Raw genomic sequence first — 24,872 nt, 5'->3', positions numbered from 1 at the left:
TCACAGCAGTGCGTTGGCGATCAGCGCCGACGAAACGAAGGTGCCGGTGAAGACCAGCAGGGCCAGGATCACCAGCTTCCAGCCGGCCTGGCGGAACATCTTCAATTCGCGAGTGGTCAGCGCCAGGCCGGCATAGGCCAGCACCGGCGTGACGATGGCCAGGAAGTTGACCGCGCTGAGCTGTTCGACAAGCCAGGCATTGCCTGGGGTCCAGGGCAGGGTGAACAGGATGCTGACCAGCGAGACCCAGGCCACACCGGGCAGGTAGAACGGCGCATAGCGCGTGACGGCCAGGCCGATCATGGTCATCACGTAGAGGATCAGCATGCCGGGCAGGGCCTCGATCAGGCCGGCACCGTTGATGGTGTTGGCGACCCAAGCGACGGCACAGGCCGCGGCCATGACGATAGCGGTCTTGCCGAGGTCCTGCTCGGGGCGCGGCTCGGCGGGAATGTCGCTGTCAACGCCGCTATTGCTGGCGGTGACCTGAGCACCCACCGGCTTGGCCTTGCGCTTGCCGCTCAGCAGAGAGTAGAGCTTCTCGGCGATGGGCAGCGCCACGAACAGCGTCAGGTAGAGCCCGGTGGCGTAGGTCATCAGGTTGCTGGCGCCGGAGAAGGCGAGCAGCTCGTCGCGCATCTCTGGTAGCGTCCCTGCGATTGCGGCCGAGCAGGCGGCGACCATGCTGCCGCTACCCACGCCGCAGGCCATGGCCAGGGCGCGCGGGTCGAGGATGTCCAGCGAGGTGATATAGCCGGCCATCAGCGCAAACCACAGGGTACCGAACATGGTGCCGACCACGTAGGTGCCCATCACGCCGATGCCTTCCGGGCCCTTGAGGCCGTACTTGTCGGAGATCACGGCAATATTGGGTTCGCGGGCGATCGAGTAGGTGGCGCCGATGGCTTCGCGGCCCATCTTGAATACCAGCACGGCGACGGGAAGCGCGATCAGCATGGTGCCGAGGTTGCCCAGCTCCTGGAGAATCAGCGCCGGGCCGGCATCGATGAGGTCTTCGATGGCGGGGCCGATGGTAGAGCCGAAGCGTGCGATGAACGGCATGATCGACAGCAGGATCAGTGGGCCGGCGGCCTCGCTGATCCGTTGGGGGAGTACCTTAGCCGCGGTGCGCGTGACGTTGGGGTTGAGAATCACGCCGAGGACGAAGGCGTAGAACAGCGGTAACAGCAGCAGGGTGCCGGGCCCCATGGGGATCTGCTGGATACCGACGAATTCCGAGAGTAGCGATATGAGTATGACCAGCGCGTGCAGGCGCCAGTCGAGTAGCGTCGAAAGAGGCATGGGACGTCCTTCCTGGTCGGATTGTGATTGTTGCTATGCCTGTGGTGTGCGTCCCTGAGTATTGTGAAGCCCCATGCGCTAATGAAAGGTGGCAAGTGTTCTTATTTTTAGATCATGGGCCGTGAGGCTGTGCGGAGGTCTTTGCCGGCAGCGCTGCGCGCTGCTATCGCGAATGAATTCGCTCCCACAATGGGTATGGCGACAAACCACTATTTCGAAGGTCCTTCAGTAGTCACGATTGCCGGCTTTGGTCCGCTTCCACCCAAGCGCGCAGCCAGTCTGCCAGTTGGCGTGCTTCGCGATTGGCCTTGCTGTCATGGCGTAGGGCCAGCCAGTAGTGGCACCCGGTGGTCACTTGAAAGCTGCCGAGCCGTTCAAGCGCACCATCCGCGAGACGCGCATCAATCTGATGGCGTGTGCCTAGCGCCACGCCGTGCCCCTGTTCCGCGGCATCGAGCAGCAGCGAATAGCTGTTGAATACGCTCTCCGGAGCCAGGTTATTTGCCTCGATACCCAGGGCAGAGAACCAGCGCTCCCAGTTCACCCAGTTGGGCTCGATTCGCTCGAAGTCCAGCAGTCGGTGGTCGAGCAAGGCCTTGGCCGAGTCCAGGCGTCGCCCATGCTGGTCCAGGTAGTGTGGGGCCGCTACTGGGAAGAGGCACTCTTCGAACAAGGGCTCCATTTGCCAGCCTGGGCGCGGTGGGGTGTCGTAGAGCAGGGCGATATCGATGTCATCGGCGATGAGGTCGCTACTGCGGTCGCTGGTGACCATGCGCAGGTGAAGCGCTTCATCGCGATAGTGGCGACGGAAGGCGTGTATGGCGGGGCTTAACCAGAGATGTGACATGGCGGTGTTGGCGGAAAGGCTGACGCCGAGCGACTGCTGAGGCAGAGTCGCTTCCTCTACGGCATCCACTAAATAGCTTAGCGCCGCATTGACCCGCTCCTTGAGCAGCTCCCCGGGACGGGTGAGCGTCACGCCTCGTCCCTGGCGGCGAAACAGCGGCGTCTCCAGGTACGCCTCCAGGTGCCGAACTTGTTGGCTGACGGCCGCCTGAGAGACGTGCAGCTCTCGTGCTGCCCGCGAGAAGTTCTGTTCTCTTGCGGCCGCCTCAAAAACCATCAAGGCATATAGCGGTGGTAACCGGTGGCGAAAGCTTTTCATAAGTTATTCTTACTGATTTCCATAACAAGAGAGACCATACACTTCCAATAACCAAGAATATAGGATGAGGGGACTACTTTTAAGAAAGTCTATCTTATCAAAAGCGACGTTCAGACAGAGGTGTCATGGCCAACTTCGACTGGCATGCCGAACGCAGCAACCGCCACCCCCTCGACTTGGTAGGCACAAGCGAGATGGAGGGCGAGATCGACCTGGTGGCGGTGCGTGGCTACCGCCTGAGGCGGGTCCGCGAAATGATGCAACGGCTGGATATCGGCGCCTTGATCCTCTCGGATCCTGTCAACATCCGCTATGCCACCGGCGCGCGGAACATGCAGGTGTTCAGCGCTCGTAATACACCGGCGCGTTACTGTTTGGTGACCGATCATCGGGTCATCCTCTTCGAATTCACCGGATGCGAGCACCTCGCCGAGGGCTTGGAAACCATCGACCAGATACGCCCAGCGATGACGGCGAGCTTCGTCGCCGCAGGGCCGGATATCGCGCAACGCGAAAAAGCCTGGGCCAGAGAAATGAAGTCCCTCCTCGATGCAGAGGGGGGGGCTGGCGCTCGAGTCGGCATGGAGCGCATGAACGCTGGCAGCGCCATTGCCCTGTCTGAACTTGGCGTTCGCCTGGTCGATGCGCAACAGCCGGTGGAGCTGGCACGCTGCATCAAGTCGCCGGAAGAAGTGAAGTGCGCTATTGCCTCGCTGCGTGCTACCGAAGCCGGTGTGGCAGCCCTGCGCGAGTCCATACGCCCTGGGGTTACCGAGAACGCGCTATGGTCGGTCCTTCATCAAGCGATCATCGAGCGCGACGGCGACTATTGCGAAACGCGCTTACTCAACTCCGGCCAGCGCACCAATCCGTGGTTCCAGGAAACCGGCCAGAAGCCGCTGCAGGCTAATGAACTGGTCGCCCTGGATACCGATGTTGTCGGCTGCCACGGCTACTACTCGGATTTCTCGCGCACCTTTCATGTCGGCCCAGACCGCCCCAGCGCGGAACAGCGTGAGCTCTACCGGCTGGCCAATGAACAGGTCCAGCACAACATCTCGATCATCAAGCCGGGAATGGGTTTTCGAGACTATGCCGAGCGCGCCTGGGACATCCCCTCGCGTTTTCATGCGAACCGCTACTACCTCTCGGCGCATGGGGTCGGCATGACCGGTGAATACCCCTATCTCTACCACATCCATGACTTTCCCGATGCTGGCTATGACGGTGAGATACAGCCCGGCATGACACTCTGCGTGGAAAGCTACATCGGCGCCGAGGGTGGACGTGAGGGCGTCAAGCTCGAAGAGCAGCTGCTGGTCACCGAGACCGGTACGCGGCTGCTTTCACGCTTTCCCTTCGAGGAGAGCCTGCTGGTCCCGTGAGCCGCATCACCCCACTGTAACCACACTGAAGGAGACAATATGACAACGACTCGATACCTTCCCCTCATGACCGTTGCTGGCCTGGTAGTGGCCGGCACTGCCCTTAACACTGCCCAGGCCGAGACGCGTGACATCACCATCGGCATGAACAACTGGGCCGAGAACGTTGCTGTCGCCAACATGTGGAAGTTGGTGCTCGAGGAAGAGCACGGTTACGAGGTGAACCTCACGGAAGCCGGCAAGAGCGTGATCTACAGCGGCTTGGCGAATGAGGATTTCGATATCTCCCTGGAGATCTGGCTGCCAGTCACCGATGCCAACTTCCTGGAGCCGTATGAAGCGCAAATCGACGTGCACGACGGTTGGTATGAGGGCACTGGGCTTGGCCTGGTGGTGCCCAGCTATGCGGAAATCGATAGCATTCCCGAGCTCGTCGAACACGAGGCCCTTTTCGAGTACCAGGGCAGGCCCGCCATTTTGGGCATCGATTCCGGATCCGCCATCGCCGGCCTGGCCGACGACGCCATCGAGGCTTACGATCTGCCCATGACCCAGATCAACAGCTCCGACCCTGCCATGATGGCTGCCTTGGATGACGCCATCACGCGTGAGGAAAATATCGTCGTGACGCTGTGGAGCCCGCACTGGGCCTTCGCGGAGTATGATCTCAAGTATCTGGAGGACCCTCAGAACATCTTTGGCGATAGCGAGACTATCTACTGGTTCTCACGTAAGGACTTTGCCAGCGATGATCCTTGGCTGAGCGCCGTGCTGGATGCCTGGATGATGGACGATGACAGCCTTGGCAGCCTGATGGCAGAGATCGAGCAACGCGACGATCCGGTAGCCGGTGCTCGCCACTGGATCGAGGAGAACCGCGATCTGATCGAGGAGTGGATCGATGCCGGTGACGCTGCGATCGAAGGCTAATGCCAAACGCTAGTGCGCTAACACAAACGAGCCATGACACGCCGCCACGCGATCATTGAGGCGGCGTTGTCGTCTTTCAGCACCAGGGTGTGATAGTTGCGCCGTTGGCAAAGGTGGGAGTGACTTTAGTCACGATGGGGTGGGTTGGCCGGCAGCGCTGCGCGCTGCAATCGCGAATGAATTCGCTCCTACAGGGAGTGGCGCCGTTGGCAAATGTAGGAGTGACTTCAGTCACGATGGGGCGGGTTGGCCGGCAGCGCTGCGCGCTGCCATCGCGAATGAATTCGCTCCCACAGGGAGTGGCGCCGTTGGCAAATGTAGGAGTGACTTCAGTCACGATGGGGCGGGTTGGCCGGCAGCGCTGCGCGCTGCAATCGCGAATGAATTCGCTCCCACAGGGAGTGGCGCCGTTGGCAAAGGTGGGAGTGACTTCAGTCACGATGGGGTGGGTTGGCCGGCAGCGCTGCGCGCTGCTATCGCGAATGAATTCGCTCCTACAGGGAGTAGCGCCGTTGGCAAATGTAGGAGTGACTTCAGTCACGATGGGGTTGGGTTATTTTGGCAGCGCTGCGCGCTGCAATCGCGAATGAATTCGCTCCCACCGGGAGTGGCGCCAAGGCAATTGTGGGAGTGACTTCAGTCACGATGGGGTTGGGTTATTTTGGCAGCGCTGCGCGCTGCAATCGCGAATGAATTCGCTCCCACCGGGAGTGGCGCCAAGGCAATTGTAGGAGTGACTTCAGTCACGATGGGTTGGGTTGGCCGGCAGCGCTGCGCGCTGCCATCGCGAATGAATTCGCTCCCACAGGGGAGTGGCGCCAAGGTAAATGTGGGAGTGGCGTCAAGGCAATTGTGGGAGCCGCTTGAAAGGCTATTCGGTGATGGCATCCGCGAGAGCGTGGAAAAACCGGCTTACCGGGACAATCTCGAAGCCGAGCGACTTCGGTTGCGCGCCGGTCATGGCGATCACGATGTTCTTGTCAGGATGAATAAACACCCACTGGCCGAAAATGCCAACGGCGGCAAAGGCACCCTCATCACCCACCGGCCACCATGAATAGCCATAGGCGATAGGCTCACCGCCAATGTCATGGCCACGCCCGGCGGCTTCAACCCAGCCTTCTGGCAAGATCCGCTCTCCATCGGTTGCCTGCCCCTCATCGAGGAAGAATTGGCCGAACCGGGCATAGTCGCGCAGCGTCGCCAGAAGGCCGCTACCGCCAATTTCCTGGCCATCTTCGCCGTCTAGCCACCACGCAGCGTCGTGCTCCATGCCATAGCTTGCCCAGAGGGTGTCCGAGAGGTAATCGGACACGCTGGTGCCGACGGCCCCTTCGATGATGGCAGCCAGCAGCTGCGTTTCACCAGTACTGTAGTTCCACACCTCCCCGGGGGCTGCCACGCGCTCGAGCTCGGCCAGCTGCTGCACAATGGCGCCGCTCTCCTGGGCAATCTGGCGCTCCAGCATCTCGCGGCGGTCCGAGTCCGGATCGTCGTAGGTCTCATCCCAGGCGACCCCTGAGGCCATCAGCAGGATATGTTCCACTGTGGCGCCATCGTAGCCGCTGCCCGCTAGCTCTGGTACGTACTCCACGACATTGTCGTCGAGACTGCCAATATGGCCGTCCTGAATCGCGGCGCCAATCAGCGTGGAGGCGATAGACTTGACCACGGACATCGACATCCAGCGCGTGTCCCGGTCGTTGCCCAGGGCGTACTGCTCGAAGACGATGTCGTTGTCGTGCACGACGATCAAACCACTGACGCGGTTGAGCGACATGAAGTCGTAGAGATCGTAGGTGGTGTCATCGTCGGTAAAGGTGAAACCCTCAACGTCCACCTCGCGCTCGCCAAAGGCGTGGGGCGTTGATGATGCCCTGACAGTGCGGGATGGAAACAGCGCATCTATGTTGCGATAGGCTGTGACCTGCTCGTCGGGCATGAGCTTGCCGTCGTAGAGGTCACGGACGCTTACCGTTGAGTCAGCGCCCGCCATGGCGACGCTCAGGGGGAGTGCGGCAATGACCAGGCCGATGGTAAGTGTGCTGAGGGTGGGGGGGGCAGCCATGGTTTATAATTCCTCTTGTTGTTGAATTTTCCATAACACTGCTAACCCTGGCACAGCCTGAGACATGCGGCAAATCGGCGTTCAAATATCCCTTTATGCGCTGCTGGGCAATGGACTGCGTCCGGGCAGGCTTCAAAAGCGCGATATCGCCCTGGCAGCTTCCGACGCAAGTGGGAAGACGCGGTCTCGAAATGCGTCGGTTGTCCAATCGCTTAGCGAGCCAGCCACGTGTATCGCGCCACAGGGACGGTCATGTTTGTCGGTGATGGCCACGCCTAGCGCGATTTCTCCGATGAGAATTTCTTCTCTTGCCAATGCATAACCTTGTTCACGGGCCTCTTGGACCTTGTCAAGAATGGCGACAGGGTCAGTAATCGTACGTGGCGTGACTGGGTTTAGGTCGGACCTGTCAAGGATATCACGCACCTCGTTGTCATTAAGGCGTGAGAGGATGGCCCGCCCGCCCGAGCTGCAGAAGGTGGGCACGCTATGGCCAACCAGAGTGGCAAAAAACGTTTCCCGCTTGCTTTGCATACGGGCAGCGTAAACCACGCGAGTGTCATCGAAGAGGCTGAGGTCGACTCGCTCGCGAATATTACGCCTTAGCTCCAACAGCACCGGGGTGGCGTTGCGTATTACTGGATTGAGACTTAAGTAATCGAGAGTGTGATCGAGAATCCTGAGCTCAGGAAGAAAGCCGCTATTCTCATTATCACGTTTGAGATAGCCCAGTTCGCGCAAGGTATGAACAATTCGCTGTGCGGCGCTCCTGTCGATCCCGGCCTGCTGGGCGATCTCAGACAGACTCATGGCGCCATCAGCCGTATGAAATGCCGAGAGGACCTGCATGGCTCTGGCAACGGACTGCAGGAACAGCGGGTCGTTTCTCTGGTTTTCAGTAATAACACGCTGATTCAAAAGAGATCTCATGGTTCGCTGCATAATATTTTCCGTTATGTTTGCGTGATCGTAACGTTGCGACTAAGGTTGATGGTGATCAATAAAACAATACGATTGTATCGCTGGGCGATACTTTGTGTCCATTTCAGAGATTACCCTTGTTGACGAAATGGCCGCTAAGCAGAGGTTCTGCTTCCCTGTATAAAGGAAAAAATAACAATGACTTACCGCGTAGCAATGGGAGGGTTTCTGCATGAGACCAATACCTTCGCACCGACCCGAGCGACCTACGCTGATTTCGTACAGGGCGGTGGTTACATGCCCATGGTGCACGACGACACCATGTTCAGTGCTTGTCGAGGAATAAACCTGGGCATATCCGGGGCTGTGGAGCGTGGAGGCGAGTGTGACTGGCAGATGCTGCCACTTCTGTGGGCGGGCGCCATTCCTTCTGCGCATGTCACCAAGGAGGCCTTCGAGGATATCGCCGAGGCACTGGTGACTCGGCTGTCGGCTGCGGGTCCACTAGACGGCGTCTTTCTCGACCTCCATGGCGCCATGGTTTGCGAACATCTGGACGATGGTGAGGGCGAGCTGCTGGCACGAGTGAGAGCCGTCGTGGGCCCTTCTATGCCGGTGGTGGCGTGTTTGGATCTGCACGGCAATATCACTGCTCGAATGGTGGATATGGCGGATATGCTGGTAGGGTTTCGCACCTACCCCCATGTGGATATGGCGGAAACCGGCCGGCGTGCCGCAGAGGGCCTGGATTATTTAATGAGATCCGGTACCCAGCCCACCAAGGCTTTTCGCCGCCTTGACTATTTGATCCCTATCCCTTGGCAGTCTACCGACCTCGAGCCGGCTGCGTCGCTGTATGCGCGTCTCGCTGAGCTAGAGGGGGAGTCAGTTATCAGTGCCTCGCTATTCATGGGCTTTCCGGCGGCTGATTTTAACGAGTGTGGCCCGAGTCTGGTGGCCTATGGTTCTGACGCCAACGCCGCGGTCGAGCAGCTGGCTGATGAGTTTGCCAAGGCTGAGGTGAGCTTTGTGGGGCAAACATTTTCTGCCGCTGAAGGGGTATCGGAGGCCCAACGGCTTGTTAAGGCTGGCTCGGTCGGGCCTGTGGTGCTTGCCGATACCCAGGACAACCCGGGGGCTGGTGGTGATTCCAATACCACCGGCATGCTGCGTGCGCTGGTCGAAGCTGAGGTGGCGGACGCGGCCCTGGGTCTCCTGGTCGACCCCGACGCGGCGCTCGAAGCACATAAGGCTGGCGAGGGGGCGAGTCTGGCATTCGACTTGGGAGGCCAGTCTGGTGTGGTAGGCGATAGTCCCTATCAGGTGATAGCGACCGTTGAGACATTGTCGGATGGCCACTTGACTGCACGAGGCTCGTACTACGGTGGTGCATCGCTTGATCTTGGCCTTTCCGCCTGCTTGCGTATTGGCGGTGTCAGGGTCGTGGTTACCACCCACAAAGCCCAACTAGCTGACCGTGAGATGTTCCGCTTTGTGGGTATCGAGCCAGAAACGACCGATATTCTAGTGGTCAAAAGTTCTACGCATTTTCGAGCCGACTTTACTTCTATTGCAGCGCATATCTTGATTTGCCTTGCGCCCGGCCCGATGGCGTTCAGCCCTTCCGATCTGCCCTGGAAGCATCTGACGCCTGGCATGCGTCTTGGCCCACTTGGTGATGCCTTCCATCCAGTCGACTGACTGCAGCCGTGGCATCACTGACGATGCCGGTGATGGGGGCGTGCCTTTATTCCCAACGACGGGAAAGCAATCATAGGGGACTACTAATGACAATACCCAATCTATGCAATACGTTCCGTATCAAGCCCATGTCGGCTGCTGTTGCAGCGGTAACCGCTGTTGCCCTGACATTACCAATGACCGCCAAGAGTGATGACACCACGATTACTGCCGTAATGCACTCAAGCTTGCGAGTACTGGATCCGATCATCACTACAGCACATATCACGCGTAATCACGGTTATATGATTTACGATGTGCTGTTGGCGTCGGATGAAGACTTCAACCCTCAGCCGCAGATGGCGGACTGGGAGATATCCGATGACTCACTCACCTATACTTTGACATTACGTGAGGGGTTGATGTTCCACGACGGCGAGGTAGTGACGGCCGAGGACGCGGTGGCGTCTCTGGAACGCTGGGGTGAGCGCGACTCGGGCGGTCAGTTGATATTTGATGTCACCGAGAGTTTGGAAGCCACGGATGAGCATACGATTACCTGGACGCTCTCCGAGCCCTATCCGCCATTGATCGATACCCTGGCCAAGCAGTCTGCCGTGCCCGCGTTCATCATGCCGGCGCGTATTGCGGACACATCGGCCGATTCATCGATCTCCGAGCACATTGGCTCGGGGCCATTTCGCTTCCTGGAAGACGAGTACGAGCCCGGTGTGAGCGTCACCTACGAGCGCTTCGATGACTATGTGCCGCGGGAGGAAGAGCCTAGCTGGATGGCGGGCGGCAAGGTGGTCAACGTCGATCGGGTTGTGTGGACGACCATGCCGGATGCTCAAACCGCTATCAATGCGCTGACTACCGGTGAGATCGATTATATCGAGCAGGTGCAGGTCGACTTATTGCCGATTCTTGAGTCGAGCCCGGATGTGGTGGTGGAAAATCGTGACCCGCTCGGCTATCAAACCATGGGACGCCTCAACTTCCAACATCCGCCCTTTGATAACAAGCAGATACGTCAAGCCGCATTGCTGGCGCTTAGCCAGGAGGACGTCCTGGCGACCATGATGGGGGACTCCGAGTATTACGAGATTTGCGGCGCTATATTTGGTTGTGGCACTCCCTTGGCTGATGAGAGTGGCTCCGAGTCGCTGACCAGCGGCGGTGATCCTCAAGCCGCGCAGCAATTGCTCGAGGAAGCTGGTTATGACGGCACACCCGTGGTGTTGATGCAGCCGACCGATGTAACGAGTCTTTCCGCTCAGCCGGTAGTTGCTGCCCAGGCACTGCGCCAAGCCGGTTTCGAGGTGGATATGCAGCCCATGGATTGGCAGACCCTGGTCAACCGTCGCGCGAGTATGTCAGCACCGGATGAGGGCGGTTGGAATATCTTCTTCACCAACTGGATGGTGCCGGAGATTACCTCGCCGCTGATCAACGTCATGCTGAATGGTCGTGGTGAAGATGGTTGGTTTGGCTGGCCGGAAGATGAAGAGCTTGAGGCGCTGCGTCGCGAGTTTATCGCTGCCGAGTCGGATGAGGAGCGGCAGGAGGCCGCACGTAAACTCCAAGTACATACCCTCGATGAGGTGATTTATATCCCGCTGGGGCAGTACATCATGCCGCAAGCACGCCGGGATAATATCACCGATATGATTCCTTCGCCGGTTCCGGTGTTCTGGAATATCGATAAACAGTAGCCGCTGAGTAGGGCGGCGGGCAGGTCCCGCCGCCATTACATGCAAAGTGCGTTTATCACAGCGGGCCTGTGAGGGGGAGCGGATGCTGGGCTATATCATTAGGCGATTGCTGGCCGTTGTTCCGGTCATGATTATCGTCGCCCTGTTTGTATTTTTGATACTACGGCTTACACCGGGAGACCCTGCGGCCATCCTGGCAGGTGACTCAGCGACACCTGCTCAACTAGAGCGGATTCGTGACCGCTTAGGGCTCAACCTTCCTCTGTATGAACAGTTTTTTCAGTGGGTGAGAATGATGTTCCAGGGGGATCTTGGGGTATCTCTCATTTCCAATACGCCTGTTAGCACCATGATCGGTCAGCGCATTTGGCCAACGCTAAATATTGCCATGCTGACGATTTTTCTCTCCGTATTGATAGCAGTGCCCATGGGGGTGCTGGCCGCTTGGCGTCACCGTAGCTGGGTTGACTATGCGGTGATGAGCTTCTCGGTTCTAGGATTTTCGGTACCGGTATTTGTAATTGGCTATCTCTTTATACAGATCTTCGCCATTGAACTCCGTTGGTTGCCAGTGCAGGGCTATACGGCCCCTACGCAGGATCTGCTCGGTTTCTTCCAGCGCGCGCTACTGCCGTCTTTCACGCTGGCGACAATCTATGTGGCGCTGATTGCAAGGATGACGCGTGCCAGCATGCTGGATGTGCTGGGAGAGGATTATGTCCGCACGGCTAGAGCCAAAGGGTTACGGGAAGGTTCGATTCTTTTCCGCCATGCGCTACGTAACGCTGCGGTACCGATTATGACGATCATTGGTACCGGCTTCGCGCTGTTGATTGCTGGGGTAGTGGTCACCGAGAGTGTCTTCAATATACCCGGAGTGGGCCGTTTGACGGTGGATGCCATCCTGGCCCGTGATTACCCGGTAATACAGGCAATGATTCTGCTGACGGCCGGACTGTACGTGCTGGTTAATCTACTGATTGATATTTCCTATACGATAATCGATCCGAGGATTCGCTACTGATGGCTCATGCTACCCAACCTTCCGCCGCCATGCAGACCGTGCTGGGAATGCTGTCGCTGCCACGTCAATGGCGCCTCGGGGCGGGGCCGATGGTTGCGGCTGTCGTGCTGTTCTTGATCGTGCTATCGGCGCTATTGGCGCCGCTATATGTGCCTTACGACCCGATGCAGATGGGGTCGCTAAATCGGCTTCAACCGGCCAGCGCGGAGCATCTATTGGGCACTGACCAGTATGGTCGGGACCTGTTTAGTCGCATCATGACTGGTGGGCGAGTATCGCTGCTGATAGGTGTTGGGGCCGCATTGTTCAGTGTTGTGGTGGGCATGATGATTGGCCTAGTGTCTGGCTTCTTCCGTGCCGCGGATGCGGTGATCATGCGTATCATGGATAGCCTGATGGCGATCCCCGCCATTCTCCTGGCGATTGCGCTGGTTGCCTTGAGTGGCCCCAGTGTTTGGTCGGTGATCGTGGCCATTACCATTCCTGAGGTGCCGAGGGTGGTTCGCCTGGTGCGTTCGGTGGTGCTTGGCGCGCGTGAGGAGCCGTATGTGGAAGCGGCGATCGCGTTGGGCAGCTCCATGCCTAAGATCCTCTGGCAGCACTTAATGCCGAATACCGTGCCGGCGATGATCGTTCAAGGGACCTATATATGCGCGTCGGCGATTCTTACCGAAGCGATACTGTCGTTTCTAGGGGCTGGCGTGAGTACCGACATTCCTACCTGGGGCAATATCATGGCCGAAGGTCGCACCTACTTTCAGGTCAAACCGGGCCTGATCTTCTGGACCGGTGCCATCCTGTCGCTGTGCATCCTATCGATCAACCTACTGGGTGATGCCGCCCGAGACATGCTCGATCCTCGGCTCAAGAAGCGGGAGGCGTGATGATGCGTTTCAAGAACGATGATAAGAGCAGTTCGAAAGCGGTATTGGATATCCGCCATCTCTCGGTTCGGCTGAGCGGAGAGGAGGGCCCGGGAAGCCTGGTGCTGGATGACATCAGCTTGCAGGTACATGAAGGAGAAACCGTTAGTCTTGTGGGCGAAAGTGGCTCCGGTAAGTCGGTAACATCGTTGGCCGTGATGGGGCTTTTGCCTAAGGGAGCCTTGGAGGTCTCTGGCGGCGAAATAGACATGGATGGAGAATCGTTACTCACGCTGACGCCCTCTCAGATGCGCACGCTTCGTGGGCAGCGTATGGCGATGATTTTCCAGGAGCCGATGACGGCGCTGAACCCGGTCATGCGCGTTGGGGATCAGATCGCGGAAGTACTGCAAACCCATCGCGAGCTATCGAAGAGAGACTGCAGGGATAGAGTTCTGGATGTGATGCAGCAGGTGTATCTACCTGATGTGGCGCGTATTTATGGCTCTTATCCTCACCAGCTTTCGGGGGGACAGCGGCAGCGGATCATGATCGCCATGGCGTTGGCGCTGGAGCCAAAGTTGCTGATTGCCGATGAGCCAACCACTGCGCTGGATGTCACCACCCAAGCACAGATTCTGTCACTGATCGCCGAGTTGCAGGAGCGGCATGGCACGGCGGTACTATTTATTACACATGATATGGGAGTCGTCGCGGAAGTTTCCCATGCGGTGCATGTAATGAAGCACGGCAAGATCGTCGAACAGGCGCCGGTAGAAACGCTTTTTCGCCACCCCTCGGAGGAGTACACCAAGCGACTGTTGCGCTCAGTGCCTAGCCTGATACCCAGGGGGGCGCGTTCGCAGGAAAGCACTGAGCCGGTATTGGAAGTCAGCGATATGCAGAAAGTGTACAGCGGGGGAGGTCTGTTCTTGCGAAAACCCGGCACGCATGCCGCACGGGATATCAATCTTACCGTCAAGCGCGGCCAAACGCTGGGGATTGTTGGAGAGAGTGGCTCCGGCAAGACCACGGTTGCACGCAGCATTATGCGTTTGATCGATCCGACATCGGGATCAATACGGGTCGCTGGCAAAGAGGTGGCCACCTTGTCGAGGCGGGCTCTAAGGCCACATCGCAAGCATTTCCAGGTGGTGTTTCAGGATCCCTTTCGCTCGCTCAATCCGCGTTGGACCGTTGGCCGTAGTCTGGTTGAGGGGCCGGTCAACTTTGGCACGCCCCGTCATGAGGCGTATGAGCGGGCGCTGGAGATGATGGAGTTGGTTGACCTGCCCGGGGATGCCTTGGAGCGTTACCCGCATCAGTTCTCCGGCGGTCAACGCCAGCGGATCGCCATTGCACGCGCGGTGATGATGCGCCCGGACTTGCTGGTGGCCGATGAGGCGGTGTCGGCGCTGGATGTATCGGTCCAGGCGCAGGTGTTGGATCTGCTGGATGAGGTGCAGGCGCGTTTGGGTATTGCGATTCTCTTCATTACCCATGATCTGCGGGTCGCGGCGCAGATCTGCGATGAGGTCATCGTCATGCAGTATGGCGCCATTGTTGAGCACGGCAGTGCCCGCGAGGTGTTGTCGAACCCACGCCACGATTATACGCGGATGCTCATCGGTGCTGCCCCAGGACGTGAGTGGGACTTTGCCAACTGCTGCGAGCTGCTTAGCGCATAACCACCGCCTATTTTTGATCACCATAATAACCATCAACAAGTGAGGCATTATGCCAACGATCAGTCGTATCAGTGAGTTTCAGGATGAGCTGGTGGCGATACGTCACGATCTTCATGCTCATCCAGAGCTGGGTTTCGAGGAGTCGCGCACCGCCACCTTGGTCGCAAAAAAACTGCGGGAGTGGGGCCTGGATGAGGTTCACACGGAGATTGCCGGCACCGGGGTGGTAGGCATTATCAAGGGTCAGGGAGATGGCGGTTGCATTGGACTGCGTGCCGATATGGATGCGCTACCGATCCATGAGGCGACCGACCTCCCGTATGCTTCCCAACATGCCGGTAAGATGCATGCCTGTGGCCATGATGGTCACACCACGATTCTGCTAGGGGCCGCGCGTTACCTGGCGGAGAGTCGCAACTTTGCGGGTACCGTGGTGGTGATTTTTCAGCCAGCGGAAGAGGGCTTGGGTGGCGCCCGTCGGATGCTCGCCGACCGGCTTTTCGAGCGTTTTCCCTGTGATGAAGTGTATGGCCTGCACAATGATCCGGGGAGCGAGCCCGAACAGGTCGCGATTACCCCAGGGCCCGCGATGGCAGGGGCTACCTTTTTCGATATTACGATACATGGCGTCGGCTCCCATGCCGCCATGCCCCATCAATCCCGCGACCCCATCATCATTGCCACTGAGCTAGTCCAGCAACTGCAGGCGGTGGTCAGCCGTAACGCGCCGCCGACCAGTCCTCTGGTGCTCTCCGTTACCCAGGTTCATGCCGGGTCTGCGTACAACGTCATTCCTGATAGTGCCACCGTATCTGGCACCGTCCGCTACTTTGAAGATGAGCTATGCGAGGCAGTGCATGAGCGCATGCGTCGAATTTGCAAGGGGCTAGCGCTGTCTCATGATGTACGTATAGAGATCGACTTGCGCAATATATTCAGTGTTCTGGTTAACGACGCCGACTGTGCCAGCGCCTACATCGACGCGGCTGCGGATATCGTTGGCAAAGAGAACGCACGCCTGGTGGATCGCCGGGTAACCGGTAGTGAAGACTTTGCCGATATGCTGCAGGTGATTCCCGGGGCGTACTGCTGGGTGGGGCATGCGGGCTCGATTCCACTGCATAATCCCAGTTATGTGCTAGACGATGGCATCTTGCCTGTCGGAGCTAGCATCATGGCACGTATGGTGGAGCGTCGACTGGCCGTACCGTCTCAGTAAGGAGTAAGTATGACCATTACGCTTTACCCGGCACGTCGCATTATCACCATGAACCCTTCGCAGCCGGAAGGTGACTGTCTGGCCGTCAAGGATGGGCGAGTATTGAGCCTCGGTTCGCTAGAGCAGGCACGTGCCTTTGGTGAAGTGACAGTAGACGATCGCTATGCCGACAAGGTGCTGATGCCAGGCTTCGTGGAGGGACACAGTCATGCCCTGGAAGGGGCCATCTGGGAGTACATCTATCTCGGCTGGTTCGACAAGCAGTCACCGGCGGGGCAGCGCTGGTCGGGGCTGCGAGACGTGGCGTCTCTTCAGGCACGCCTGGCCGAAGGGCTGGCCAGACTGACGCCGGGCGAGCCGTTGATCGCCTGGGGGTTCGATCCTATCTACTTCAGTGGCGCGCGCTTGGATAAAGGCTTGCTGGATACGGTCAGCGATACAGTACCGATTATTGTCATGCATGCCAGTCTGCATGTCATGACGGTGAATTCGGCGGTGATCGAGCAGGCCACTATCGCCAGCAAAGAGATAGATGGAATCGTAAGAAATGCTGGCGGTGAATGCGTGGGTGAGTTGCAGGAAATGCCGGCCATGCATCTGGTGTTTGATCGCTATGGTATCGATTTCTTCGAGCAGGCTAGCCAACCTGAGGCGCTGCGTCAGTATGCCAGAGCGGCTCGGCGTGAGGGCATTACGACCATCACCGACTTGCTTAACCCACTCAGCGATGGTGCCGTCGAGTCGATGCGCAGTACGACCTTGGAGCCGAGCTTCCCTGTACGCTTGGTGCCAGCGCTCAATGCACTGGGGTGGGCGCCCGAGGAGGGCAGTGAGCAGCTGGCAAAGGCCATGACGCAGGGCCACGATAAACTCGTCTTCGGTATTGTGAAGCTGGTGACCGATGGGGCGATCCAGAACTACACCGCACGATTACAGTGGCCAGGCTATCTAGATGTTGAAGGGAATGGCGTATGGAACGCACCTCCGCAGACGTTTCACGACATGGTGCTGCACTATCACCAAGCAGGCTTTCAACTGCATATTCATACCAATGGCGATGAAGCCGTTGAAGTGATGCTGGACGCCTTGGAGGAGGCTCTCTGCCTTTGGCCACGCCTCAATCATCGCCACACCCTGCAGCATGTCCAGCTGATTCGCCAGGATCAGCTCTATCGCGTCAAACAGCTGGACGCCTGCCTCAATATCTTTGCCAACCATATTTATTACTGGGGTGATATTCACCTATCACGCACGCTTGGTTTCGATCGCTGTCAGCGCCTGGAGCCGACTGCCAGCGCCAACCGACTTGATATTACCTTCGGTATCCATTGCGATGCCCCTGTCACACCGCTCTCGCCGCTGTTTACGGCCCACTGCGCTCATCGCCGTCAAACGGCATCGGGAGCTGTCTTAGGAGTGGAGGAGGCGATTAACCGTCAGGTAGCGCTCGAGGCCATTACCCTTGGTGCGGCACGGACCCTGCACCTAGATCGGCATATTGGTAGTCTTGAGCCGGGCAAGTGGGCGGACGTTGTGGTGCTGGACGATGACCCGCTGGATGAGAGTATTGCTCTGAAGGATATTCGTATCCACGCGACTCTTCTTGGCGGGCTGCCAACTGATGCTTGATAGCGCCCAATCTATCGGTGTGCATCTACTATGCGGTTTTCTTGGCAGCGGTAAGACCACCCTGATCAATGCAATGATTGCGGATGGCAAGATCAGCGATGCGCTTTTCTTGATCAATGACTTTGGCAGTATGAACATCGATGCCGATCTGATCGAATCGAGAGAGGGAGGTGTCATACGGCTAACCAACGGATGTGCCTGCTGTGGGTTGTCGGGGAACCTGTCGTCGCAGTTAACGCAAATATCCCGTTGGCCCCGTCCTCCGCAATGGCTGGTGGTGGAAGCGAGTGGTGTGGCTCAGCCTAGGCCTCTTATGCAGCTATTCAACTCAGCGCCTGGCTACTATCTGGCCGACGTCAAGCTGCTTGTCGATATATCTGCTATCGGGCGTCTTCTGGAGGATGCAACCGTCGGTGACCTGGTGCGCCATCAAGTGGCTGAAGCACCGGCGATGGTTATCAACCGATGGGAAGGGCTGAGTAGAAACGAGTGTGACGCAAGGCGTAACCAACTGCAGGCGTTGAGCCCCAATGCCCAGATATCCTGGGCAGCACCCCCACAGCCTGCCGTCATTACACACCGCGGAGACTGCCTTGGCGAAGCCATCGTGCCTGAGTTAAAACCGTTGGTGCCAGGTGCTCTAGTCTCTTTTACGCTCACCCTGCCGGGCCCTGTCGATATCAGCAGGCTGACCCAGGTACTCGACGCAGCCACGTCGATTCTGCTGCGGGCCAAAGGGTTTGTTGCCAGTGAGGAGACGCCGAGTGGCTGCTTATTGCTGCAGTGGACGCCCAGCGGCTCCAGCGTCACCCGGACGCACCGTCGCCATGCGTCAGCCTTGGTACTGATCGGCAAGGGGCGTGACAACCTGGCCTATCTAGCCTCTCAACTGATGGAATATAGCTCGATGCCATCCCGCTAGGCGGCGCGGGTAACGGCGGGCTGCTTGGCTTTTGCCGCGTACTGGTAGCCAAATATCGCCAGGATCACGGCACAGCCCAGCAAGGTGCCCAGCAGCCCCGGTACCAGGGTTAGCGTCGCGGCAGTCAGCAGTACCACCCTGACCGGCCATGCGCTGCGAATGAACCCTTGGCCGACCATGGCGACGTTGAGAGCGGCCAGGGCGATGATGCTGATGACGAACACGAAGAGTTGATCCAGCAACGAGCCTTGCATCAGCAGAAGTTCGGGCCGGGCGACGAACAGGAAGGGCAGGAAGAAGCCCGGCAGGCCGATCTTCACCGCCTGCATGGCGGTAGTGAAGTATGGCGCTTCGGCGATGCGTGCGGCGATCAGCGAGGCGACGGCAACCGGTGGCGTTAGCGCCGAGAAGACGGCGAAATAGAGTACGAACATGTGCGCCGCCATCAGGCTCAGGCCCATGTCGACCAGCGCCGGGGCGGTGAGCAGAGCGACCAGGATGTAGGCCGCCGAGGTGGGCAGGCCAAGCCCGAAGATCAGGCAGGCCACGGCGGCAATCATTAGCAGTACGCCAAGGCTGCCGTCGGCAATGCCGAGCATCAGGTAGGAGAGCTTCTGGGCGAAGCCGGTGGCGGTGAGCACTTCGACGAAGATGCCGATCACCGCGACGATCACTGCGATGGTGGCGCCGCTGAAGCCACCTTCGCGCAGGCCGTCGATCAGCCGGGTGAACGCTCCGGTCAGCGCATGGAGCGGCTGGCGGTGCTGGCGCAGCATGCTGCTGATGAGTTCGAGCGCGATGATCGCCAGGCAGCCGTAAGCCGCCGCGTAGGAGGGCGGCATGCGGCTGACCAGTAGGTAGACGAGTACGCCGATGGCGATCAGCAGGTGGCCGTAGCGGGCCAGTAACTGCCTGGCGGGGAGTGTCTGCGTGGCTGCCTGCTGGTTGGGTTCGATCCCCTCGCGGGCCGCCTGCAGATGCACGGCGAGGATCAGATAGAAATAGTAGAGTGCTGCCGGCAGTGCTGCGGCGAGAATCACTTGGTCATAGGCCAGGCCGGTAACGCCGACCATGAGGAAGGCCGTCAGGCCCATCACCGGCGGTGTCATCTGGCCGCCGGTGGAGGCGACGGCTTCGACGGCGCCGGCGAAAGGGCCCTTGAAGCCGGTGCGCTTCATGGTCGGAATGGTCATGGTGCCGGTACTGGCGATATTGGCCACGGTACTGCCCGAGATCATGCCCATGAAGGCGCTCGCCAGTACGGCAATCTTGGCCTGGCCACCGCGCGAGTTGCCGGCGAGCTTGGTGGCAAAGCCCATGATGAAGTCGATGCCACCGGTCGATTTCAGCAGCCCGGCAAAGACCATGAAGATGAAGATGGTGCCGGCGGAGAGTTCGGTGAGCGATCCCAGTACGCCCTGGAAATTAGGAATCGAGGCGTAGGACACCAGCCGCTCCAGGCCCATGCCGGCGTGGTAGAGCAACTGGGTGGGCAGGGTATTGCCGAAATAGCCGTAGAGCAGGCCTACCACACCGATTAGCGGGATGGTCAGCCCCCACTGCTGCCATGCGGCGACCAGGCTTACGGCGATCAGCAAGCAGCCGATCACCACGTCCATTGGCTCGGGGCCAAATACGCGGTCGGTGATCAGGCCGTCGTATTCGAGAAACACATAGCCGGCGGCGATGCCAGCGACGATAAAACAGCCGGCATAGGTTAGCCGGCCCAGCCAGTGCCGCGCATGGCCAGTGGCGCTGGTGAAGATGATCAGGAGTGCCAAGCCAAGGTGAAGCGCCTTGAATTGACCGGATGGCAGGTAGTAGTTGAATACCTGCAGCAGATGGGTGGCCACCATTACCAGGGTGAGGAGCAGTACGAGATTGGCGGTATTCATGTAGCCGCGCTTGTCGTTGAGCAGCTTGGGCGTCATGGGTGGCCTTCATTCTCATCGTTGAGCGGCTGCCATGCACCGCGGTGCATGGCAGGTAGCAGGGTTACGCGGAGACCGGGTCTGCGACGATCAGCTCATCGCGCCATACACCGCGCTCCTGGAAGTAGCGTGCGGCGCCGGCATTGACCGGGTAGTCGGAAAGCAGGTATTCCACCGCGAACTCCACGCCGATGTCCTGCAGCTGCGAGCCGACGCGGCGCACCTGCTCCGGGTCATCGAAGATCGCCTTGCAGACGGCATAGGCTTCGTCGTCGGTGACGCCGGGGCGTGCGGCCAGTACGCCTGAGATGGCGGGCATCAGCATCTCGCCCTCTATCTTGTCCCACTGCTCGGCGCTGACGGTGGTGGCCAGCAGGCCGGAGTTGATGGCCTGGGCTCGCTCGAGTACCTCGGGCTCGATCGGCAGCACGCGGAACTCCACCGTGCTGTCGATTTCTGCCAGTGCCGGCGAGGCGCGGCCGTTGGTCAGGGTCGAGGGGATGGCGTCGACGGCACCCGACTGAAAGGCGCTGAAGGTGTCGTTCCATGAGCCATAGGTCCAGTCGACCTCGTCGGCAACGCCCGCTGCTTCGAGAATGGTCTGGTGCATGATGGCCGTGGCGCCGCCTGCGGTGGACGGCATTACGCGCTTGCCGGCGAGGTCTGCCAGGGAGTGAATGTCGGAGTCGGCGCGCACGATCAGCGGGATATTCCACACCGTATAGGCAAACATCTGGCGCGCATCGATGGGCCCGGGGAAGGGGCGTTCGCCTTGGGTGGCCGGCGGCCAGTCGGTGGAGGTGGTCTGGCCGAACTCGATCTCCTCGCGGCTTGCCATCACCATGTTCTCGGCGCCACCCGAGGTTGAAAGCGTGGTGGTACGCATATCGCTATTGCGCTGCACGGCCTGGGCAAGTGCCTCGATGATGATATAGCCGGTCGAACCGAGGCTTGCCGAGCCCCAGCGCAGCTCGCGGGTCGGCGATGCGGCGAGAATACCGGGAAACATGGCGACGCCGGTGCCTATCATGCCGGCTTTCAACAGCTGCCGACGGCGCGCGTCGATGGGGCCGTTATCGTTGTGGCTGGAATCCTGGGTCATGTGATTACCTTTATTGTTGATTGAGCGGTTTGAAGCGTCGATTGCGGCGTTATATCAAGGTGTCAGGTGCCGCGCCCCTGACCTGCCTGGGTGCTGAGTTCGATATCGCGATGGCCGGGCTGGACCTCGAAGCGCTGAAAGGTCGTTGGCTTGCCATCGCGCGAGTAGCCGTGCACCCGCCACTGCATTCCGTGACTGACATCGTCGGCGAGGCCGAGAAAGCGCCTGGCGTCAGCGGAGAAGGGGGCGACGCCGAGTCGATGCACGAAGTGACTGGTGAGAATGCGCTGGGTCTGAAACAGGTGCTCGTGCAGCGACAGGCCATCGAAGTCGCTGGCCGGCTTATCCATCAGGTCATGGGCGTACTCGAGTGGCAGGAAGAACTCGTTGAACGTCCACGGCTCGCCCTCGACCTGTACCAGACGCTGAATCACAGCGGCTCGGTCGCGGCCGAAGAATGTCGCCAGTTCCGGGGAGAGTTCTACCGCCTGTATGCCCAGGCCCTGCAGGGTCAACGGCAGCGGCCGGCCATTATCGAGAAAGCGGAAGACGCGGATATCTTCGAACTTGATCTCCTGGTCACGGATAAAGGTGCCGCGACCGTGCTCGCGAATCACGATGCCATCGTCGGATAACGCCTTGAGCGCTTTCTGCAGGGTGCCGAGGCTCGCCGGCAGTCGCGCTGATAGCTCCTGCTCCGAGGGCAGCTTGTCGCCGGGCATGAGGTGGCCGGCATGCACGGCTTCCTTGATGGCGTTATAGAAGCGCGCGTACTTCGGCACGCCGAGGTGCTCGTTCTCGAAGTGGGGTAGGCAGGCGTTGACGATCTTGTCGAGTGTCATGGGCCACCGCGTTCAGTTGTCGTTGTTAATATAGCTATATAGCTCTAATGATCCTGCCTGTAAAACATGGTAGGTTCAAGTACAACCTGAGCCGCCCAGTATCAGGTGGTGCTCAACAACAAGAGGAACCGATCGCCATGCCCAGCCTGCCGCCGTTCACCACTCGTCCTGAGATCAAGGGCACCTTCGGGGTCGTCACTACTACGCACTGGTTGGCCTCCAGCGTGGCGATGGCAATGCTGGAGAAGGGCGGCAACGCCTTCGATGCGGCCGTGGCAGCGGGTTTCGTGCTGCAGATCGTCGAGCCTCATCTGAATGGTCCTGGCGGCGAGGTGCCGATCATCGCGATGCGCCATGACGATACGGCGCCGCGGGTGATCTGCGGCCAGGGGGTGACGCCGGCGGGGGCCACCGCGGAGCACTTCGCGCAGCTAGGGCTCAAGACAGTGCCGGGCACCGGGCTGTTGCCGGCCGTGGTGCCGGGGGCGTTCGGCGCCTGGATGCGACTGCTGCGCGATTACGGCAGCATGCCGCTGGCGTCGGTGCTGGAGCCCGCCATCGACTATGCGGAGAACGGGTTTCCGCTGCTCGGTCGTGTGGTTTCCTCGATTCTGCCGGTTGCCGAGTTCTTCAAGCAGGAGTGGCCGAGCTCTGCCGAACAGTGGCTGGTGGACGGCGCTGCGCCGCGTCCCGACCGGTTGTTTCGTTCGCCGGCGATTGCTCGCACCTACCGGCGTATTCTGGCCGAGGCGATGCTGGCGGGCCCCGACCGTGAGGCACAGATCGAGCGTGCCCGAGCGACCTTCTATGAAGGCTTCGTGGCCGAGGCGGTCGATGCCTTCTATCGCAAGCCGCTGATGGACAGCACCGGGGAGCGCCGTGCCGGGCTGCTGACCGGCGAGGACATGGCGCGCTGGTCAGCGAGTGAAGAGGCCACGGTAAGCGCGGATTACGCAGGCTATCGCGTTCATAAGTGCGGTCCCTGGAGCCAGGGGCCGGTATTCCTGCAGCAGCTGGCGCTGCTTGAGGATGTCGATTTCACCTCTTTCGGTCCCGAGAGCGCCGCGTTCGTCCACCGGGTAGCAGAGTCGGCGAAGCTGGCTTTCGCCGACCGCGAGGCGTGGTACGGCGACCCGGCAGGCGCCGAGGTGCCGCTGGAGACGTTGCTCAGCGCTGACTATAACGCGGCTCGACGCCAGTTGATCGGTGAGCAGGCGTCGCTGGAGATGCGCCCGGGGCTGAAGGGCGGCGATGCACGGATAGCGGCGATCATGGCACTGGCGGGTAGCGAGCCTACGATTGGGCCCGGCGGCGGTGAGCCGACGTTTGCGCCGCTGCCTGAGGTGGAGGGCGATACGGTGCATCTGGATATCGTCGATCGCTTTGGCAACATGGTGTCGGCGACGCCCAGTGGCGGCTGGCTGCAAAGCTCGCCCAGCGTGCCGGGGCTGGGCTTCTCGATCTCTACGCGGGCGCAGATGACCTGGCTGACGCCTGGGCTGGCGAGTTCACTGCGCCCCGGCGTTCGTCCGCGCACGACACTCACACCGACGCTGGTCACCCGCGATGGCAAGCCGTGCATGGCCTTGGGCTCGCCCGGCGGCGACCAGCAGGACCAGTGGAGCCTGACCACCTTTCTGCGCATCGTGCATTACGGTTACGACCTGCAGCGCGCCATTGATGCGCCGCAGTTTCAGGTGCGCCATTTCCCGGCATCCTTCCATCCGCGTGAGTGCGTGCTGGGGCGGGTGCTGATCGAAAACCGCTTCTCCCCGGCGGTGCTGGCGGCCCTGCGTGATAAAGGCCATGACCTGGCGATACAGGATGAGTGGGCGCTGGGCCGGGTGTGTGCCGTGGCAGTGCGCGATGGCATGCTTCACGCTGGCGCCTCGGCGCGCCACATGCAGGGCTATGCCGTGGGGCGTTGACGGCAGCGCTACGCACTGCAATCGCGAATGAATTCGCTCCCACAGGGGAGTGGCGCCGTTGGTAAAAGTGGGAGTGACTTCAGTCACGATGGGATTGGTTGACCGGCAGTGCTGCGCGCTGCCATCGCGACTGAAGTCGCTCCCACAGGGGAGTGGCGCCAAGGCAAATGTGGGAGTGACTTCAGTCACGATGGGATTGGTTGACCGGCAGCGCTGCGCACTGCCATCGCGAATGAATTCGCTCCCACAGGGGAGTGGCGCCGTTGGTAAAAGTGGGAGTGACTTCAGTCACGATGGGATTGGTTGACCGGCAGCGCTGCGCACTGCCATCGCGAATGAATTCGCTCCCACAGGGGAGTGGCGCCGTTGGTAAAAGTGGGAGTGACTTCAGTCACGATGGGGTTGGGTTGACCGGCAGCGCTGCGCACTGCCATCGCGAATGAATTATCTCCCACAGGGGAGTGGCGCCGTTGGTAAAAGTGGGAGTGACTTCAGTCACGATGGGATTGGTTGACCGGCAGCGCTACGCACTGCAATCGCGAATGAATTCGCTCCCAC

The 24,872-nt window shown here is 59.7% G+C and carries 18 protein-coding genes; 11 read left to right on the top strand and 7 right to left on the bottom strand.

Annotation, left to right across the window (positions count from 1 at the left end; all coding sequences use genetic code 11):
* Both CK498_RS03325 and CK498_RS03320 read right to left on the bottom strand, forming a co-directional pair.
* A complete protein-coding gene (locus CK498_RS03325; RefSeq protein WP_095619422.1) occupies positions 1-1,302 on the bottom strand; it encodes a DUF3100 domain-containing protein in 1,302 nt (433 codons plus the stop codon).
* A gap of 232 nt (positions 1,303-1,534) precedes the next feature.
* A complete protein-coding gene (locus CK498_RS03320; protein WP_095619421.1) occupies positions 1,535-2,467 on the bottom strand; it encodes a LysR substrate-binding domain-containing protein in 933 nt (310 codons plus the stop codon).
* 125 nt (positions 2,468-2,592) lie between these two features.
* Between CK498_RS03320 and CK498_RS03315 the strand changes: the two genes are divergently transcribed.
* A complete protein-coding gene (locus tag CK498_RS03315; RefSeq protein ID WP_095619420.1) occupies positions 2,593-3,852 on the top strand; it encodes a M24 family metallopeptidase in 1,260 nt (419 codons plus the stop codon).
* Between the two features lie 39 nt (positions 3,853-3,891).
* Positions 3,892-4,782, top strand: a complete 891-nt coding sequence (locus tag CK498_RS03310; RefSeq protein WP_095619419.1) for a glycine betaine ABC transporter substrate-binding protein — start codon at positions 3,892-3,894, stop codon at positions 4,780-4,782.
* Between the two features lie 871 nt (positions 4,783-5,653).
* Here CK498_RS03310 and CK498_RS03305 read toward each other — a convergent pair.
* The gene (locus CK498_RS03305) at positions 5,654-6,850 is read right to left on the bottom strand and encodes a serine hydrolase domain-containing protein (RefSeq protein ID WP_095619418.1); all 1,197 of its coding nucleotides are present in this window, start codon (positions 6,848-6,850) and stop codon (positions 5,654-5,656) included.
* 132 nt (positions 6,851-6,982) lie between these two features.
* The gene (locus CK498_RS03300) at positions 6,983-7,792 is read right to left on the bottom strand and encodes an IclR family transcriptional regulator (protein WP_095619417.1); all 810 of its coding nucleotides are present in this window, start codon (positions 7,790-7,792) and stop codon (positions 6,983-6,985) included.
* 177 nt (positions 7,793-7,969) lie between these two features.
* Here CK498_RS03300 and CK498_RS03295 point away from each other — a divergent pair, with 177 nt between their 5' ends.
* From CK498_RS03295 to CK498_RS03260, 8 genes are all read left to right on the top strand, one after another.
* Entirely contained in the window at positions 7,970-9,472 is a 1,503-nt protein-coding gene (locus tag CK498_RS03295) for a M81 family metallopeptidase (RefSeq protein ID WP_095619416.1), read from the top strand.
* 86 nt (positions 9,473-9,558) lie between these two features.
* On the top strand, positions 9,559-11,166 hold the full coding sequence (locus CK498_RS03290) for an ABC transporter substrate-binding protein (RefSeq protein ID WP_217987675.1): 1,608 nt from the start codon (positions 9,559-9,561) through the stop codon (positions 11,164-11,166).
* 82 nt (positions 11,167-11,248) lie between these two features.
* Positions 11,249-12,190: an ABC transporter permease gene (locus CK498_RS03285; RefSeq protein WP_095619415.1), complete on the top strand. Its 942-nt coding sequence runs from the start codon at positions 11,249-11,251 to the stop codon at positions 12,188-12,190.
* 29 nt (positions 12,191-12,219) lie between these two features.
* A complete protein-coding gene (locus tag CK498_RS03280; RefSeq protein WP_217987674.1) occupies positions 12,220-13,074 on the top strand; it encodes an ABC transporter permease in 855 nt (284 codons plus the stop codon).
* Positions 13,074-14,741 (top strand): ABC transporter ATP-binding protein, encoded by a 1,668-nt coding sequence (locus tag CK498_RS03275; RefSeq protein ID WP_324615496.1) that lies wholly within the window; start codon positions 13,074-13,076, stop codon positions 14,739-14,741. Before CK498_RS03280 ends, CK498_RS03275 begins: the two co-directional genes overlap by 1 nt.
* Before the next feature lie 49 nt (positions 14,742-14,790).
* Positions 14,791-15,960 carry a M20 aminoacylase family protein gene (locus CK498_RS03270; protein WP_095619413.1) on the top strand — a complete coding sequence of 390 codons (1,170 nt, stop codon included), beginning with the start codon at positions 14,791-14,793 and terminating at the stop codon, positions 15,958-15,960.
* 9 nt (positions 15,961-15,969) lie between these two features.
* Positions 15,970-17,589, top strand: coding sequence for an amidohydrolase (locus tag CK498_RS03265; RefSeq protein ID WP_095619412.1), 1,620 nt, complete (start codon positions 15,970-15,972; stop codon positions 17,587-17,589).
* Complete coding sequence (locus CK498_RS03260; protein WP_141246902.1) at positions 17,582-18,511, top strand: CobW family GTP-binding protein; 930 nt, start codon at positions 17,582-17,584, stop codon at positions 18,509-18,511. Before CK498_RS03265 ends, CK498_RS03260 begins: the two co-directional genes overlap by 8 nt.
* On the opposite strand, the gene CK498_RS03255 is transcribed toward CK498_RS03260, so the two are convergent.
* The 3 genes from CK498_RS03255 to CK498_RS03245 form a co-directional block, all read right to left on the bottom strand.
* The gene (locus tag CK498_RS03255; RefSeq protein ID WP_095619410.1) at positions 18,508-20,442 is read right to left on the bottom strand and encodes a TRAP transporter permease; all 1,935 of its coding nucleotides are present in this window, start codon (positions 20,440-20,442) and stop codon (positions 18,508-18,510) included. The genes CK498_RS03260 and CK498_RS03255 overlap by 4 nt on opposite strands.
* 64 nt (positions 20,443-20,506) lie before the next feature.
* Positions 20,507-21,544 carry a TAXI family TRAP transporter solute-binding subunit gene (locus CK498_RS03250; RefSeq protein ID WP_095619409.1) on the bottom strand — a complete coding sequence of 346 codons (1,038 nt, stop codon included), beginning with the start codon at positions 21,542-21,544 and terminating at the stop codon, positions 20,507-20,509.
* Positions 21,545-21,606: 62 nt separating this feature from the next.
* Positions 21,607-22,386: a GntR family transcriptional regulator gene (locus tag CK498_RS03245; protein WP_095619408.1), complete on the bottom strand. Its 780-nt coding sequence runs from the start codon at positions 22,384-22,386 to the stop codon at positions 21,607-21,609.
* A gap of 137 nt (positions 22,387-22,523) precedes the next feature.
* Here CK498_RS03245 and CK498_RS03240 point away from each other — a divergent pair, with 137 nt between their 5' ends.
* Positions 22,524-24,314: a gamma-glutamyltransferase family protein gene (locus tag CK498_RS03240; RefSeq protein ID WP_095619407.1), complete on the top strand. Its 1,791-nt coding sequence runs from the start codon at positions 22,524-22,526 to the stop codon at positions 24,312-24,314.
* Positions 24,315-24,872: the final 558 nt, after the last annotated feature.

It is taken from the genome of Halomonas salipaludis (assembly GCF_002286975.1).
GTDB classification, from domain to species: Bacteria; Pseudomonadota; Gammaproteobacteria; order Pseudomonadales; family Halomonadaceae; genus Franzmannia; species Franzmannia salipaludis.
Note: the sequence above shows the minus strand (reverse complement) of the source record. Positions and strands in the feature narration are given on the sequence as shown.